This is a genomic window from Nonomuraea sp. NPDC052265 (genome assembly GCF_044547985.1).
GTDB lineage: Bacteria > Actinomycetota > Actinomycetes > Streptosporangiales > Streptosporangiaceae > Nonomuraea.
This window is the reverse complement of sequence record NZ_JBIUBJ010000001.1, coordinates 907,311-921,422: the sequence shown is the minus strand read 5'-3', so window position 1 is coordinate 921,422 and position 14,112 is coordinate 907,311. Positions and strand designations below refer to the sequence as shown.

General features: G+C 71.0%; 15 protein-coding genes. 7 read left to right on the top strand and 8 right to left on the bottom strand.

Features of this window, described 5'->3' with window-relative positions; genetic code table 11:
- Nucleotides 1-142 precede the first annotated feature (142 nt).
- The 3 genes from ACIHAD_RS04305 to ACIHAD_RS04295 all read right to left on the bottom strand — a co-directional run bounded on the left by ACIHAD_RS04305 (nucleotide 143) and on the right by ACIHAD_RS04295 (nucleotide 2,511).
- On the bottom strand, nucleotides 143-400 hold the full coding sequence (locus tag ACIHAD_RS04305) for a WhiB family transcriptional regulator (RefSeq protein WP_397352893.1): 258 nt from the start codon (nucleotides 398-400) through the stop codon (nucleotides 143-145).
- Nucleotides 401-466: 66 nt separating this feature from the next.
- Entirely contained in the window at nucleotides 467-1,114 is a 648-nt protein-coding gene (locus ACIHAD_RS04300) for a neutral zinc metallopeptidase (RefSeq protein ID WP_397352892.1), read from the bottom strand.
- Nucleotides 1,111-2,511: a glutamate--cysteine ligase gene (locus ACIHAD_RS04295; RefSeq protein WP_397352891.1), complete on the bottom strand. Its 1,401-nt coding sequence runs from the start codon at nucleotides 2,509-2,511 to the stop codon at nucleotides 1,111-1,113. Before ACIHAD_RS04295 ends, ACIHAD_RS04300 begins: the two co-directional genes overlap by 4 nt.
- A 192-nt stretch (nucleotides 2,512-2,703) precedes the next feature.
- Here ACIHAD_RS04295 and galE point away from each other — a divergent pair, with 192 nt between their 5' ends.
- Nucleotides 2,704-3,681, top strand: a complete 978-nt coding sequence (gene galE, locus ACIHAD_RS04290; RefSeq protein ID WP_397352890.1) for a UDP-glucose 4-epimerase GalE — start codon at nucleotides 2,704-2,706, stop codon at nucleotides 3,679-3,681.
- A gap of 80 nt (nucleotides 3,682-3,761) precedes the next feature.
- On the opposite strand, the gene ACIHAD_RS04285 is transcribed toward galE, so the two are convergent.
- The 3 genes from ACIHAD_RS04285 to ACIHAD_RS04275 are packed head-to-tail and all read right to left on the bottom strand — an operon-like array spanning nucleotide 3,762 to nucleotide 5,837.
- On the bottom strand, nucleotides 3,762-4,646 hold the full coding sequence (locus tag ACIHAD_RS04285; protein WP_397352889.1) for a hypothetical protein: 885 nt from the start codon (nucleotides 4,644-4,646) through the stop codon (nucleotides 3,762-3,764).
- A gap of 49 nt (nucleotides 4,647-4,695) precedes the next feature.
- Complete coding sequence (locus tag ACIHAD_RS04280; protein WP_397352888.1) at nucleotides 4,696-4,989, bottom strand: hypothetical protein; 294 nt, start codon at nucleotides 4,987-4,989, stop codon at nucleotides 4,696-4,698.
- A gap of 32 nt (nucleotides 4,990-5,021) precedes the next feature.
- A complete protein-coding gene (locus ACIHAD_RS04275; RefSeq protein ID WP_397352887.1) occupies nucleotides 5,022-5,837 on the bottom strand; it encodes a hypothetical protein in 816 nt (271 codons plus the stop codon).
- A 353-nt stretch (nucleotides 5,838-6,190) separates the two neighbouring features.
- On the opposite strand from ACIHAD_RS04275, the gene sucC reads away from it, so the two are divergent.
- The 3 genes from sucC (at nucleotide 6,191) to ACIHAD_RS04260 (ending at nucleotide 10,082) form a co-directional block, all read left to right on the top strand.
- Nucleotides 6,191-7,372 carry an ADP-forming succinate--CoA ligase subunit beta gene (gene sucC / locus ACIHAD_RS04270; protein WP_397352886.1) on the top strand — a complete coding sequence of 394 codons (1,182 nt, stop codon included), beginning with the start codon at nucleotides 6,191-6,193 and terminating at the stop codon, nucleotides 7,370-7,372.
- Nucleotides 7,373-7,375: 3 nt separating this feature from the next.
- On the top strand, nucleotides 7,376-8,251 hold the full coding sequence (gene sucD, locus ACIHAD_RS04265; protein ID WP_397352885.1) for a succinate--CoA ligase subunit alpha: 876 nt from the start codon (nucleotides 7,376-7,378) through the stop codon (nucleotides 8,249-8,251).
- Nucleotides 8,252-8,441: 190 nt separating this feature from the next.
- Entirely contained in the window at nucleotides 8,442-10,082 is a 1,641-nt protein-coding gene (locus ACIHAD_RS04260; protein ID WP_397352884.1) for a DUF6350 family protein, read from the top strand.
- Here the strand turns inward: ACIHAD_RS04260 and ACIHAD_RS04255 are convergent.
- Nucleotides 10,079-10,498: a hypothetical protein gene (locus ACIHAD_RS04255; protein WP_397352883.1), complete on the bottom strand. Its 420-nt coding sequence runs from the start codon at nucleotides 10,496-10,498 to the stop codon at nucleotides 10,079-10,081. The two genes, ACIHAD_RS04260 and ACIHAD_RS04255, sit on opposite strands and share 4 nt — an antisense overlap.
- A 76-nt stretch (nucleotides 10,499-10,574) precedes the next feature.
- Between ACIHAD_RS04255 and purN the strand changes: the two genes are divergently transcribed.
- The 3 genes from purN to ACIHAD_RS04240 all read left to right on the top strand — a co-directional run bounded on the left by purN (nucleotide 10,575) and on the right by ACIHAD_RS04240 (nucleotide 13,048).
- A complete protein-coding gene (gene purN / locus ACIHAD_RS04250; protein WP_397352882.1) occupies nucleotides 10,575-11,204 on the top strand; it encodes a phosphoribosylglycinamide formyltransferase in 630 nt (209 codons plus the stop codon).
- Nucleotides 11,201-12,742 carry a bifunctional phosphoribosylaminoimidazolecarboxamide formyltransferase/IMP cyclohydrolase gene (gene purH / locus ACIHAD_RS04245; protein WP_397352881.1) on the top strand — a complete coding sequence of 514 codons (1,542 nt, stop codon included), beginning with the start codon at nucleotides 11,201-11,203 and terminating at the stop codon, nucleotides 12,740-12,742. Before purN ends, purH begins: the two co-directional genes overlap by 4 nt.
- Before the next feature lie 129 nt (nucleotides 12,743-12,871).
- A complete protein-coding gene (locus tag ACIHAD_RS04240; RefSeq protein WP_397352880.1) occupies nucleotides 12,872-13,048 on the top strand; it encodes a hypothetical protein in 177 nt (58 codons plus the stop codon).
- On the opposite strand, the gene ACIHAD_RS04235 is transcribed toward ACIHAD_RS04240, so the two are convergent.
- A complete protein-coding gene (locus ACIHAD_RS04235; RefSeq protein ID WP_397352879.1) occupies nucleotides 13,045-13,944 on the bottom strand; it encodes an ROK family protein in 900 nt (299 codons plus the stop codon). The genes ACIHAD_RS04240 and ACIHAD_RS04235 overlap by 4 nt on opposite strands.
- Nucleotides 13,945-14,112: the final 168 nt, after the last annotated feature.

Sequence of the window (14,112 nt, the reverse complement as noted above, 5' to 3'; positions counted from 1 at the left end):
CGCGCCCCAGAACCCCGGCGTCACGCCGCCCGGCGAAAAGGCGTCAGCGGGCCCTGGCGTCGCGCCGTCCGGTCAGAAGGCACCAGGGGCACGGCGGGGCGGCGCCGGTCGGCGGGGGCGTGTCCGGTTGGTGGGGAAGGGGTCAGGAGGCGGCGGAGTTGCGCCAGCCCGCGGGGAAGCGGGTGCGGCGGCGTTCCTGCGGGGTGAGGCCGCCCCAGATGCCTTCCGTCTCGCCCGCGCGTAAGGCGTAGGAACGGCACTCGTCCACGACCGGGCAGCGGGCGCAGACGGCCTTCGCCCGCGCCTCCTGCAACGGTGAGGCGGCGAGGGGGAAGAAGAGGTCAGGGTCGCTGGACCTGCACGCGCCTTTACGCAGCCAGCCGATCTCCTCCAGTGGCATGACTCCACCGTAGACGCAGGTCATGATCAGACACATCATCCTCTGGGTTGACCCGCGCGTACATCCTCAGCAGACGCCGACGCCGCCCTCGTAACCGTCGGCGAAGGAGGTCTGGCGTTGTTCGGCGGTGCCGTGGGCGGCGGGGTTCAGCCAGTCGTCGGTGGGGTCGCCGGCCGACTCCAGGCTGGTCATGAGCTCGTCCTCGTCACCGGGCTGAGCCTGCAGGGAGCCCGAGCGGACCAGCGCCGACAGCGTCCCGCCGGCGTAGCAGTCGGCCTGGAGCTCGGCCTGGACGTTCAGCTCGAAACCGGTCCTGAGCTGGGCCTGGACGGCGTGCCCGAACTCGTGGGGGATGATCACGTACACCGAGCCGTCGCCCATGTCGTTCCACAGGGACTCCATCCAGGCCCGGTCGAAGGCGATGTAGTGGCCCTCGGGGCAGTAGAAGGCGTTGTTCGGCACGGACGGCTCGCCCCCGCAGGTGGGACCGGAGCTCCCGGAGTAAGGGATGAAGTCGGCTATAGGCCGATAAGTCATTCCCTGCTGGTCGAAGAACTCCGCCCAGAACGACTCGGTGAGCGTGCGCGCGGTCCGCATGTCGTCCTCGAACGTGTCGGCCCCCTGGACGTCCCTGGACGCGGGCCGGGTGACGCCGCACGCGGCGAGGAGCAGGACGAGGGCCAGGACGAGGACGCGGCGACGCACGAGGTTCACACGTCCCAAGTGTGCACCGGATCGTTGCCGTGCATGCGGTCGATGTAGTCCAACGTCATGGCGCGTAACGCCTCGTGCCGGTCGCCGCCCTGCGCGCGCACCCGTTCGACCTGCCACGTCGCGCCCGTACGGCCGGTCAGGCAGCGTCTCTCGATGATGCCGAGCAGCCGGTCGGCGACCGGCGTGTGCACGCCCCACTCGGCCAGGCCCTCGCGCGCCATGGGCAGCAGCCGGCGCAGGATCAGCTCGGCCGCCGGCACCTCGCCCAGCCCCGGCCAGTACAGCCGGGCGTCCAGGCCGTGCCGGGCCGCGGCGGCGAGGTTGTCCTCGGCGGTGCGGAAGGACATCTGGCTCCAGATCGGCCGCTCGGCCGACGGGAGCACGCGCATCAGCCCGTAGTAGAACGCGGCGTTCGCGGCGATGTCGGCCACCGTGGGACCGGCGGGCAGGACGCGGTTCTCCACGCGCAGGTGCGGCACGCCGTCCACGACCGCGTAGACGGGCCGGTTCCAGCGGTAGACGGTGCCGTTGTGCAGGGTCAGCTCGTGCAGATGGGGGATGCGTCCCTGTTCCAGCTCGGCACGCGGGTCCTCCTCCTCGCACAGGGGGAGCAGCGCGGGGTAGTAGCTGACGTTCTCCTCGAACAGGTCGAAGACGCTGGTGATCCAGCGTTCCCCGAACCACACCCGCGGCCGCACGCCCTGCGTCTTCAGCTCGGCCGGACGGGTGTCGGTGGCCTGCTCGAACAGCGCGATCCTGGTCTCGCGGTGCAGCTCCCTGCCGAACAGGTAGGGGGAGTTGGCCGCGACCGCGACCTGGGGGCCCGCGATGACCTGGGCGGCGTTCCAGTGCGGCGCGAACGCCTCCGGGCTGACCTGGAGGTGGAGCTGGACGCTGGTGCACGCGGCCTCGGGCGCGACGCTGTCGGCGTGGGTGTCGAGGCGTTCCACGCCCTCGATGCACAGGTGCAGGTCCTCGCCGCGGGCGGCGAAGATCTGCTCGTTGAGCAGACGGTAGCGGGGGTTGGCCGACAGGGTGCCCTCGCCGATGTCCTGCTCGCGCAGCGTGGGCAGGATGCCGACCAGCACCAGGTGCCCGTCCTGGGAGCGGGCGCGCTCCTCGGCGTGGTTGAGCCGCCTCCGTACGTCTTCCTCCAGGTGGAGCAGGCCGTCGCCGGTCAGCTCCTGCGGCTCGACGTTGATCTCGATGTTGAACTGGCCCAGCTCGGTGGCCCAGTCCGGCTGCTCGATCGCGGCCAGCACCTGGGCGTTGCGCATGGCGGCCTCGCCGTGGGCGTCCACGATGTTGAGCTCGATCTCCAGGCCGGCGCGGGGGCGGTCGAACTCGAAGCGGGACTCGCGCAACATCTGGGCGAAGACGTCGAGACATCGACGCACCTTTTCCCGATATTTCCGGCGATCGTCCCGGCTGAACACGACGACTGGCACGTCCCTGCCCATACCAGGAAATGTCGCACGGCTGGGCCGACATGACCAGCGAAAGACAGGCCCGGCGTCCCCGCGAGCCGGACGTCATGAAGATCATCGTGACGGCGCGCGGCCCTCGCGGCGTCCTCATAGGCTGCGGGGATGCGCGTATTGATTACCGGTGGGGCGGGCTATATCGGCAGCACGATCGGGTCGGCGTGCCTCGACGCCGGCATCGAGCCCGTGATCCTCGACAGCCTCGTGACGGGCCGCAGGGAGTTCGCCGAGGGCCGGGCCTTCTACGAGGGGGACATCGACGACGGCGCCCTCGTCGACAAGATCTTCGCCGAGCACCCCGGCATCGAGGCCGTCGTCCACTGCGCCGCCCTGATCGTCGTGCCCGACTCCGTCGCCGACCCGGTCGGCTACTACCGCGCGAACGTCGCCAAGAGCCTGGAGTTCACCGACCACCTGCTGCGCAACGGCTGCGAGCGGATGATCTTCAGCTCGTCCGCGTCGATCTACCGCGCCGGCGAGGACCACACCGTGGACGAGGGCTCGCCGCTCGCCCCGCAGAGCCCGTACGCGCGGACCAAGGCGGTCTGCGAGGCCATGTTCGCCGACATCGCCGCCACCCGCCCGATCCGTATTCTCTCGCTGCGCTACTTCAACCCGATAGGCGCCGACCCGGCCATGCGCACGGGCCTGCAACTGCGCCGTCCCAGCCACGCCCTGGGCAAGATGATCGAGGCGTACGAGGACGGCGTGCCGTTCCGGATCACCGGCACCGACTACCCGACGAGCGACGGCACGGGCATCCGCGACTACGTCCACGTCTGGGACCTGGCCGCCGCGCACGTGGAGGCGCTGCGCCGGTTCGACTCCCTGGACGCCGATGTGATCAACCTGGGCACCGGCGCCGGCACGACGGTCCGGGAGCTGGCCGAGGCGTTCAACCGGGTGGTCGACCGGCCGATCGACGTGGTCGAGGCGCCCGCCCGGCCCGGTGACGTGGCGGGGGCGTACACGCGCAGCGACCTGGCGCGCCGGCTGCTCGGCTGGCAGGCCCGGTTCACCGTCGAGGAGGGCATCAGGCACTCGCTGGAGTGGGCGGCCCTGCGCGACTCACGCCTCGCCTGACCCGCGCGCCGGGCGGCCACGAGGGCCCGGCGCCACGCCTCTCCCGCCAAGCGGCGACGGGAGAGGCGCGGAGCGCGGTACTACTTGGCGACGCTGACGCCGAACGGCAGGTCGAGGGAGGAGATGTCGTCCTTGCCGTTGTCGAACTCGCTGGAGACGTCCTCAGCCGTCGGAGCCTTGATCGACACGGCCCCGCCCCAGCCGGTGAAGCGGGTGTCGACCCGCACGCCGTCCCGCTTGGAGCCCGAGCCCGTGATCGCGGTCTGCGGGAACGTGGCCACCAGGCGGACCGGCAGGCCGGCCGCGTTCACGGTGAGCTTCCAGGTGATGACGCTCTTCAGCGCCTTGGCCGTGGGCCTCGGGTCGATCGCGCTCGCCCGGTACCAGGGCGAGACCTTCCGCAGGTCGCGGACGGTGATCGTGCCCGCGTAGCCGCCGCTCACCGGCTTGGCGGTCTTGAGCAGCGTCTTGAGCGTGGCCTGCTCGGCGACGTTCACCGGCTGGCCGAAGGTGCCGGTGAGGCCGCCCGTCGGGCCGTGCGGGGCCTTGAACCAGGTCTCGCCCTCCGGCAGGACCGTGCTCCACAGGCCGCCGGACATGTACGACGTCGTGCCGATCCGGATCGTGCGCTCGGGCGTGGCGAGGGCCTTCATCTCCTCGGGCGCCTCCTCGCTCAGGTCGGACAGCGAGAGGGCGAACTTGCCCGTGATGTCCGAGGCGGCGATGCCCGACTTGCTGAACTGGAAGGTGCCCGTGCGCCGGATGAAGACCTCGCTCCGCGCACCGTCCGTGAGGGTGATGCGCTCGCTGAACTTCACTCCCTTGCCCGGGACGAGCTGCTTCTTGACGGCGGTCACGGGGCTCTTGGGTGCCGCCGCCTGCGCCGGGGTCGCCAGCAGGGCGGGGGTCGCGGCCACCAGGGCGGCGGCCGTCGCCAGCGCGACGCCGGTGAGGGTTCGCTTCATGTGCGGTTGTGTTCCTTGATGTGAGGGGGATTGACGACAGCTCGACGGCCTACTTGATCAGGCCGAGCGAGCTGGTGGAACCTTCGGGGATGTCCTGAAGAAGCTGCTCGACTTTCGCTGGGCGCCACGGCCCCGACGCGCCGAACTCCACGGCTCCGGTGATCTGGGTGACCTCGGTGTCGCGCGGACGGTCCGACGTGTAGCGCGTGGTCTCGGAGATGGTCACCCCGTGGCCCGGGACGAACTGGTGCTTCAGCACCGCGCCCGGGTCCCCGGCCGCCTGTGCGGGGGCGGCCGGGACGAGCGCCGCGGCCGTCACCGCGGCCGCGAGCAATCGCTTCATGAGTTTCCTGAGGAAGAAGGGACCCGACGGGGCTACCTGACGCCGCCCAGCGAGTTGAGCGAGCCGTTCGGGATGTCCTGCGGGACCGTGCTGTCGTCGCCGAGCTCGGTGATGTCGGCCACCTGGTCGGCCGGCGGGGCCTTGACCTTGACCTTGGAGCCCCAGCCGGTGAAGCGGGTCTCGGTCGTGTTGTGGCTGGCGCCGAGGATGCCGTAGTCGAGGGTCCAGTCGCTGACGACCCTGGTGACCAGGCCCTTGGAGTTCAGGGCGAGCAGGTAGGAGACCTCGACCTTGGCGACCTTCTTGTCGACCGGCTGGCCGTAGATCTTGCCGAGCTCCTTGACCGTGAGCGAGCCGCGGTAGATCCCGCCCTTGGTGCTCTTGGCGTGGGAGACCAGGGCGTTCAGCACCTTGGGCTCGAAGACGTCGAGCATCTGGTTGTAGCTGCTGGTCCTGAGGCCGGTGTCGGGGTAGCGGACCCATTTCTTGCCTTCGGGAAGGCCCTCGCTGTAGAGACCGCCCTGCGCGTATACGTGCTTGCCCACGGTGATCATCCGGGACGGCATCAGTGACGCGAACACGTCGGAGTTCTTGCCGGTGCTGCGATTCCTCAGGTCCGAGGCGATGATTCCGGACCCGCCGAACTCGAAAACGCCGGTCATCCTCGTGGCGCCGGTGCTCTTGCCGTCCAGCGAGGTGCGGGACGTCTCGGTGAACCGTACGCCGTGCCCGGCGACGTACTGCTTCTTCAGCGCCTTCGCCGGGTCCACGGGCGCGGCCTGGGCCGGGGTCGCGGCCACGAGCGCCGCCGCGGAGGCCAGGGCCAGGCCCGCGATAATTCGCTTCATCCGATTCCTTCAGATCAAGAATGAGGGGAGCAGGAATCCTGCCAATTGAAGATCACGACCATATATCGACAGACACCGCATAAGGCAGCGAATTGGTGCACTTTCGGTGCAGAGAGGGACATGGTGAAGTGAGATCACCGTCACATAGCGGAAGAACCGTGCCCCGATGACCTGTGCAGGTCAAGCTTGGGGCTAGGCTTCACTGGCGGAAACGCCCGGCACGCACCCCTGAGCGTAGGAGCTCGCCGTGAGAGAGCGAGGCACGAAGCCGACACGATCGGCGAGCGGACGCGACCGTAAGCGCAGTTGCCCGGGCCGTCGAACATCAGTCGGATAAGCAAGGACGGACCCTCGTGGACCTGTTCGAACATCAGGCGAAGGAGCTCTTCGCTGACTACGGCATCCCGGTGCCACGCGGCATCGTCGCCAACACCGTGGAGGAGGTGCGGGCGGCTGCTGAGGAGCTGACCGGCCGCGTTGTCGTCAAGGCCCAGGTCAAGACCGGCGGTCGCGGCAAGGCCGGCGGCGTGAAGGTGGCCGACGACGCCGCCGACGCGGTCGAGAAGGCCACCGCCATCCTCGGCATGGACATCAAGGGCCACACGGTCCACAAGGTACTCGTGGAGGAGGCCAGCGCGATCGCGGAGGAGTACTACTTCTCCTTCCTGCTCGACCGTGCGAACCGGACCTTCCTCGCGATCTGCTCCGCCGCCGGCGGCATGGACATCGAAGAGGTCGCCCACAACACGCCCGAGAAGGTCGCCAAGGTGCCGGTCTCGGCCCTCGGCGGCATCGACCGCGCCAAGGCCCGTGAGATCGCGGTGGCCGGCGGCCTGCCCGAGAAGGCGCTCGACGGCGCCGCCGAGCTCATCGAGAAGCTCTGGTGCTGCTTCGTCGACGAGGACGCCACGCTGGTCGAGGTCAACCCGATGATCCTGTCGGCCGACGGCCAGGTGAAGGCCCTCGACGGCAAGGTCACCCTCGACGAGAACGCCGGCTTCCGCCAGGCCGACCACGAGGCGCTGGCCGACAAGGCCGCCGAGGACCCTCTGGAGGCCAAGGCCAAGGAGAAGGACCTCAACTACGTCAAGCTCGACGGCGACGTCGGCATCATCGGCAACGGCGCGGGGCTGGTCATGTCCACCCTCGACGTGGTCGCCTACGCCGGTGAGGCGTTCCCCGGCAAGCCGTCCCCGGCGAACTTCCTCGACATCGGCGGCGGCGCCTCGGCCGAGGTCATGGCCGCGGGCCTGGAGATCATCCTCTCCGACCCGAGCGTCAAGTCGATCTTCGTGAACGTCTTCGGCGGCATCACCGCCTGCGACGCCGTCGCCAACGGCATCGTCTCGGCGTTCAAGCTGCTGGAGAGCCGCGGCGAGGCCGTGACCCACCCGCTGGTGGTCCGCCTCGACGGCAACAACGCCCAGCTCGGGCGGCAGATCCTGGCCGACGCCGCGCTCCCGCGGGTCGAGCTGGTTGACACGATGGACGACGCGGCCAAGCGGGCCGCCGAGCTCGCTGCGGTAGGTGCGTGAGTCATGGCTATCTGGCTGACCGAGAACAGCAAGATCATTGTTCAGGGCATGACCGGCGGTGAGGGCACCAAGCACACCCGCCGCATGCTCGCCTCCGGCGCGAAGGTCGTCGGCGGCGTCAACGCCCGCAAGGCGGGCATCACGCACGAGGGCCTGCCCGTGTTCGGCACGGTGAAGGAGGCCATGGAGCAGACCGGCGCCGACGTGTCGGTCGTCTTCGTGCCGCCGGCCCACACCAAGGCCGCCGTCAAGGAGGCCGTCGACGCGGAGATCCCGCTCTGCGTCGTGATCACCGAGGGCATCCCGGTCCACGACTCGACCGAGTTCTGGGCGTACGCGGTGGCCAAGGGCAACAAGACCCGCATCATCGGTCCCAACTGCCCCGGCATCGCCTCGCCCGGCGCGTCCAACGCCGGCATCATCCCCGCCGACATCACCACCGCCGGCCGCATCGGCCTGGTCTCGAAGTCCGGCACGCTGACCTACCAGCTCATGTACGAGCTGCGCGACTTCGGTTTCTCCACCGCGGTCGGCATCGGCGGCGACCCGGTCATCGGCACCACGCACATCGACGCGCTCCAGGCGTTCCAGGACGACCCGGACACCGACGCGATCGTGATGATCGGTGAGATCGGCGGCGACGCCGAGGAGCGTGCCGCGGCCTACATCGAGCAGCACGTCACCAAGCCGGTCGTGGGCTACGTCGCGGGCTTCACCGCCCCCGAGGGCAAGACGATGGGCCACGCCGGCGCCATCGTCTCCGGCTCGGCCGGCACCGCCCAGGCCAAGAAGGAGGCCCTGGAGAAGGTCGGCGTCCGCGTCGGCAAGACCCCCTCCGAGACGGCCCGCCTGATGCGCGAGATCATGCAGTCCCGCTAGTCACGCGTGGAAAAGCCCCGCCTGGCTGTCGCCATGCGGGGCTTTTCCATGCTCTGGGCCTCCAGGGGCGGCGCGTAAAGGCCGGGGAAAGGGGGCGGAGCGCGTTCGCGGGGGTGTTGCGGCGACAAAGTGGACCCCTTGCGGCGCGTCAACCAAGCGATGGTTGGGAAAGATTGAGAAAATCACATCTGTGACGGCCATTCTCGACCAGTTGCGTACCGCCCCCAAGTCGGTGCTCGGCAAGCTCCCCGGGGTCTCGACCGACGACGACGAGTCGAGGCGGCCGCTACCCGTGTCGGGGATGCTCGCCGCCGCCTGCACGCTCGGCGTCGGCCTGGCCGTGCTCACCACGCTCACCCTCGTCGGCTGGATCGCCGCGCCGCGCGGCACGCTCGGCGCGGGCCTGCCGGGGGTGTTCCGCGCGGCGGCGCAGCTCTGGCTGGCCGCCCACCATGCGGGCTTCGCGATGCCCGGCGGCCGGGTCGGGCTGCTGCCTCTCGGGCTGATGGTCCTGCCCGCGTTCCTGCTCTACCGCGCCGGCCGCTGGATGGCCCGCGACGCCGACCTGCGGCTGCGCCTGCCCGCCCGGCTGCCCAAGAACAGCCCGCGCGAGCAGGCCAACGCCCGCCGCCGCGCGCAACTCGTGCTGGTCGGCCAGGCCGGCGTCTCGCTGGCGGCCCCCTACGCGCTGCTGGCCGGGCTGATCGCGCTGGTGGCGAGCAACGAGATCACCCAGCCGTTCATCGGCGAGGCGCTGCTCAGCCACTTCGTGCTGGCCTTCCTGGCGGGCTCGCTGGCCACCGCGCGCATGATCGGGCCCTGGCGGATCATGCTGAAGCTGCTGCCCGAGCGGCTGCGGGCCGTCACGGTCGGCACGGCGGTGGCCACGACGTCGCTGCTGGCGTCCGGGCTGGGGCTGGTGCTGGTCGCGGTCGTGCTGAACTTCGGGCAGGTCAGGGAGCTGTCGAACGTGCTCGCGCCGGGGTTCGTCGGCGGCGTGCTGCTGTTGCTCCTCCAGCTCCTCTACCTGCTCAACGCCGTGGTCTGGGCCTCCTCCTACATCGCCGGCCCCGGCTTCGCCATCGGCGCGGACACGCTGGTCGCCCCGACCGGTGTGCAGCTCGGCACGGTGCCGAGCCTGCCGATGCTGGGCGCGCTGCCCGAGAGCGGGCCGGTGCCCGCGTGGATGATGGCGGTGATCGCGCTGCCGTTCGCGGCGGGCGCGGTGGCGGGCGTGTTCGTGGCCCGCATCTCGCCCTCGCACTCGTACGAGGCCGCCCCCCTGTGGGGCTTCCTGACCGGCGTCTCCACCGGCCTGGTCGCCGGCCTGCTGGCCGCGCTGTCCGGCGGTCCCATCGGCGGCGGCCGGTTGTCGGCGATCGGCCCGTCCCCGTGGGAGGTGGCCCTGTCGGTGGCACTGGAGGTGGGCGTGGCCGCCGGCATCTCGGCGGGCGTGGCCAACCTGCTGCTGCTCAACAAGAAGGCCCGCGCGCCGCTCGACAAGGCCGCCGCGCCGGTCCGCAAGGCGGGCGCGGCCATCGCCAAGGCGGCCAGCAAGGTGGGCCTGGCCGAGTCCGACCCGCGCCCCCTGCCCGGCCACTGGATGGACGCCACCGAGGCCGACACCCAGGAGATCCCGGTCATCAGGGACGACTGGCAGGACGAGCACGCCTCCGCCGAGGCCGAGACCCTGGCCCAGGCCCGTCCGCGCCCGGCCGAGGCCACCCCCGACGGCCCGCCCCGCCCGCCGCGCAAGGACATCGTGGACGAGTCCGACGACCGCGGCGGTCACGTCATCTACGTCGACCCCTACGCCTGGGACCGCGACTAGGGCTGCATCGCCCCGAGCAGCTGGAGGACGTCGGGCGGCAGCTTGCGCTGCGCGGCGTCCCTGAACTGGGTGAAGCACTCGCCCTGGGCCGAGACCGTGCCCGCGCCCTTCATGCACTCCTGGTAGGCGGAGTACTCGTCCATCAGGTAGAGCTGCATCCCCGTGGCCATCGCCGACAGGGCCAGCGCGATGGAGGAGATGGTGATGCCGCCGACGGCCGTGCCCGTGGGCTTGCGGGCGCTCCTCAGCCGCGGCAGCGCGCGGATGCCGGACATGAGCGCGAACAGGGCCATGACCAGGCCGGCGAGCGGCAGCATGAACGTCATCGCCAGCGCCGCGATGGACAACCAGATCGCACGGCGACCCGCTGAATCGGCGGGCTGCTGACCCGCCGGTGCCTGCACCGGTGTCGACACCTGACCTCCTCTGCGTCGCCGGGCGAGGAACAGATACCCTGTCAGCCCCACCCTGTTTCCATTCTTTGGAGTGTGCGTGTCAAAGGCTGGGCGGCTCGTCGTCCTCGTCTCCGGCTCTGGAACCAACCTACAGGCCCTGCTGGACGCTTCCGCCGACCCGTCGTACGGTGCGCGAGTGGTGGCGGTGGGCGCGGACCGGGACGGCATAGAAGGCCTGGCCAGGGCCACCAAGGCAAATGTCCCGACATTTGTTGAAAAACTGAGCGATCACGCGACTCGGGCGGACTGGGATGCCGCCCTGGCCGCCGAGATCGCATCGTACGAGCCCGACCTGGTGGTGTCGGCGGGCTTCATGAAAATTTTGGGCGCGCCCACGCTCGACGCGTTCCCCGTGCTCAACACCCATCCGGCGCTGCTGCCGTCCTTCCCCGGCGCCCACGGCGTGCGCGACGCGCTGGCCCACGGGGTGAAGGTGACCGGCTGCACGGTGATGCTGGCCGACGCGGGGGTCGACACGGGGCCGATCGTCGCCCAGGAGGCGGTGCCCGTGCTGCCGGAGGACGACGAGCCGGTCCTGCACGAGCGCATCAAGACCGTCGAGCGCCGCCTGCTCGTCGACATCGTCGGCCGGATGGCCCGCGAGGGCTGGACGGTCAGCGGACGCATCGTCCGCATCGGCAACCAATCAGGAGGGGAAAGCACGTGACTCGCATCGCCATCCGGCGCGCGCTGATCGCTGTCTACGACAAGTCCGGGCTCGAAGAGCTGGCCAGGGCACTCGACGGCGCCGGCGTGGAGATCGTGTCGACAGGCGGCACGGCCGCCGCGATCGCGTCCCACGGGATCCCGGTGACCAAGGTGGAGCAGCTCACCGGGTTCCCCGAGTGCCTCGACGGCCGGGTCAAGACGCTGCACCCGCGCGTGCACGCCGGCCTGCTGGCCGACCTCACCAAGCCGCACCACGTGGCCCAGCTCGAGGAGCTGGAGATCGACCCGTTCCAGCTCGTGGTGGTCAACCTCTACCCGTTCCAGCAGACGGTGGCCATGGGGGGCGTCGACGAGGAGTGCGTCGAGCAGATCGACATCGGCGGGCCCGCGATGATCAGGGGCGCCGCCAAGAACCACGCCACCTGCGCGGTCGTGGTCGACCCCGCCGCCTACGGCTCCGTGCTCACCGCGCTGGCCGAGGGCGGTTTCACGCTGCACGAGCGCCGCAACCTGGCCGGTCTCGCGTACGCCCGCACCGCCGCCTACGACGTGGCCGTGGCCAACTGGTTCGCCGGGCCGTACACGGGCGGGGAGGGGTCCCCCGAGTTCGCCGGCGCCGCGTACGAGCGCAAGGTGGTCCTGCGCTACGGCGAGAACCCGCACCAGCGCGCCGCCCTCTACACCGCCGGCTCCGTCGGCCTGGCCAACGCCGAGCAGCTCCACGGCAAGGAGATGTCCTACAACAACTACCTCGACTCCGACGCGGCCTGGCGGGCGGCCTGGGACTTCGCGGAGCCGTGCGTGGCCGTCATCAAGCACCAGAACCCGTGCGGCATCGCCGTCGGCGCCGACGTGGCCGAGGCGCACCGCAAGGCCCACGCCTGCGACCCGGTCTCGGCCTACGGCGGCGTGATCGCGGTCAACCGCGAGGTCACCGTCGAGCTGGCCCGGCAGATCGCCGACGTGTTCACCGAGGTCGTCGTGGCCCCGGGCTTCAGCGCGGAGGCGCTGGAGGTGCTGCGGGCCAAGAAGAGCCTGCGGCTGCTGCGCTGCCCGGAGCGGCCGTCGCAGTCGCTGGAGTTCCGCCGGATCGACGGTGGCCTGCTGCTGCAGGACGTCGACAGGATCGACGCCGACGGCGACGACCCGTCGGCGTGGGAGCTCAAGGCCGGCGCGGCGGCCTCGCCCGAGCTGCTGGCCGACCTGGCCTTCGCCTGGCGCGCCTCGCGCTCGGTCAAGTCGAACGCCATCCTGCTGGCCGCCGACGGCGCCACGGTGGGCGTGGGCATGGGCCAGGTCAACCGGGTCGACTCCTGCCGCCTCGCGGTCAGCCGGGCGGGGGAGCGGGCCGCGGGCTCGGTCGCCGCGTCCGACGCGTTCTTCCCGTTCCCCGACGGGCCGCAGGTGCTGATCGAGGCCGGGGTCAAGGCGATCGTGGAGCCCGGCGGCTCGATCCGGGACCAGGAGGTGATCGACGCCTGTGAGCAGGCGGGCGTCACCCTCTACTTCACCGGCACGCGCCACTTCTTCCACTGATCACCGCTTGATCACATAAAGGGCGACAAGAGATCACTTGTCGCCCTTTATCCGTTTTGGCGGCGAGCATCGGTGTCGCCCGGTTACCCTGATTGCCGCCCTGCTGTGCTCATCTCCCCCGGAGTCTCCATGCTCGACGCGACCCTGCACGCCTTCGTGACCATGAACGGCTTCTCGACCAGCCCGTTTGTCCTCCTGGTCTTCGCCTTCGCCGGTGCGTACCTCGGCAGCCGCGTCGTCGAGCTCATCCCCTTCACCCGGCGGATCATCGAGCGCCGCGAGGCCCGCTTCGCCGAGCGAGACTAGCCGGACAGCCGCCAGGCGAGCCGGGCGGCCCCGGCCAGCCCCGCCCGCACGCCCAGCGTGGTCGGCCGCACCCGGACCGCCCGGACGAACGCCAGCCCCGCCACGTCGTCGAGCGCCCGCTCCAGCGGGCCGAAGAGCACCTCGCCGGCCGCCGACACGCCGCCGCCGATGACCACGGTGTCGAGCTCGACCGCGGCCGCCGTGGAGGCGATCATGCCGGCCAGCGCCCTGGCGCCGCGCTCGAAGGCGGCCACGGCCACCGGATGCCCGCCGGCCGCGTCGGCGGCCAGCGCCCTGGCGTCGCGGTCGCCGACGGGCGCCCAGCCGTTCTCCAGGGCCCAGCGGGCCAGGTTGGGGCCGCTGGAGTAGCGCTCGACGCAGCCCCGGCCGCCGCACTCGCAGCGCTCGCCGCCGGGATCGACGCTCATGTGGCCGACGTGCCCGGCGTTGCCCGCCTGGCCCAGGAGCGGCGCGCCGCCGATCACCAGGCCGCCGCCGATGCCGGTGGACACGACGACGCCGAGCAACGAGGTGCTGCCCTGCCCGGCGCCCAGCCAGTGTTCGCCGAGCGCCATGCACTGGGCGTCGCCGGCCAGCACCACGGGCAGGCCGGTCAGCCGCCGCAGCTCGTCGCGCAGCGGGAAGCCGCGCCAGCTCGGCATGTTCACCGGGCTCACGGTGCCGGTGGTGAGGTCGAGCGGGCCCGCGCAGCCGACGCCGACGGCGTGCGGGGGCGGGCCGCCGTCGGTCACCTCCGCGACGAGGGCCGCCAGCGCGGCCATGACGTCGGCGCGCGGCGTGGGCCGGGTGGCCGGACGCAGGAGGGAGCCGGCCTCGTCGACCAGCGCTGCGGCGAGCTTGGTCCCGCCGATGTCGACGGCGAGTACGCAGGTCATCCGTGTACGGGACGGCCGGGCCGGCGGAGACCGCCGAGGCGTGGGAGAGGGGAGCGGGCAGGCAAGGGGTACCTCCGTCAGGTGGTGTCGGCGCCCGACACGATATGCCTTTCGTTGATCGATGACAACGATGTCATCGTTACCCTGTGGACAACGTACGCCGCCTGC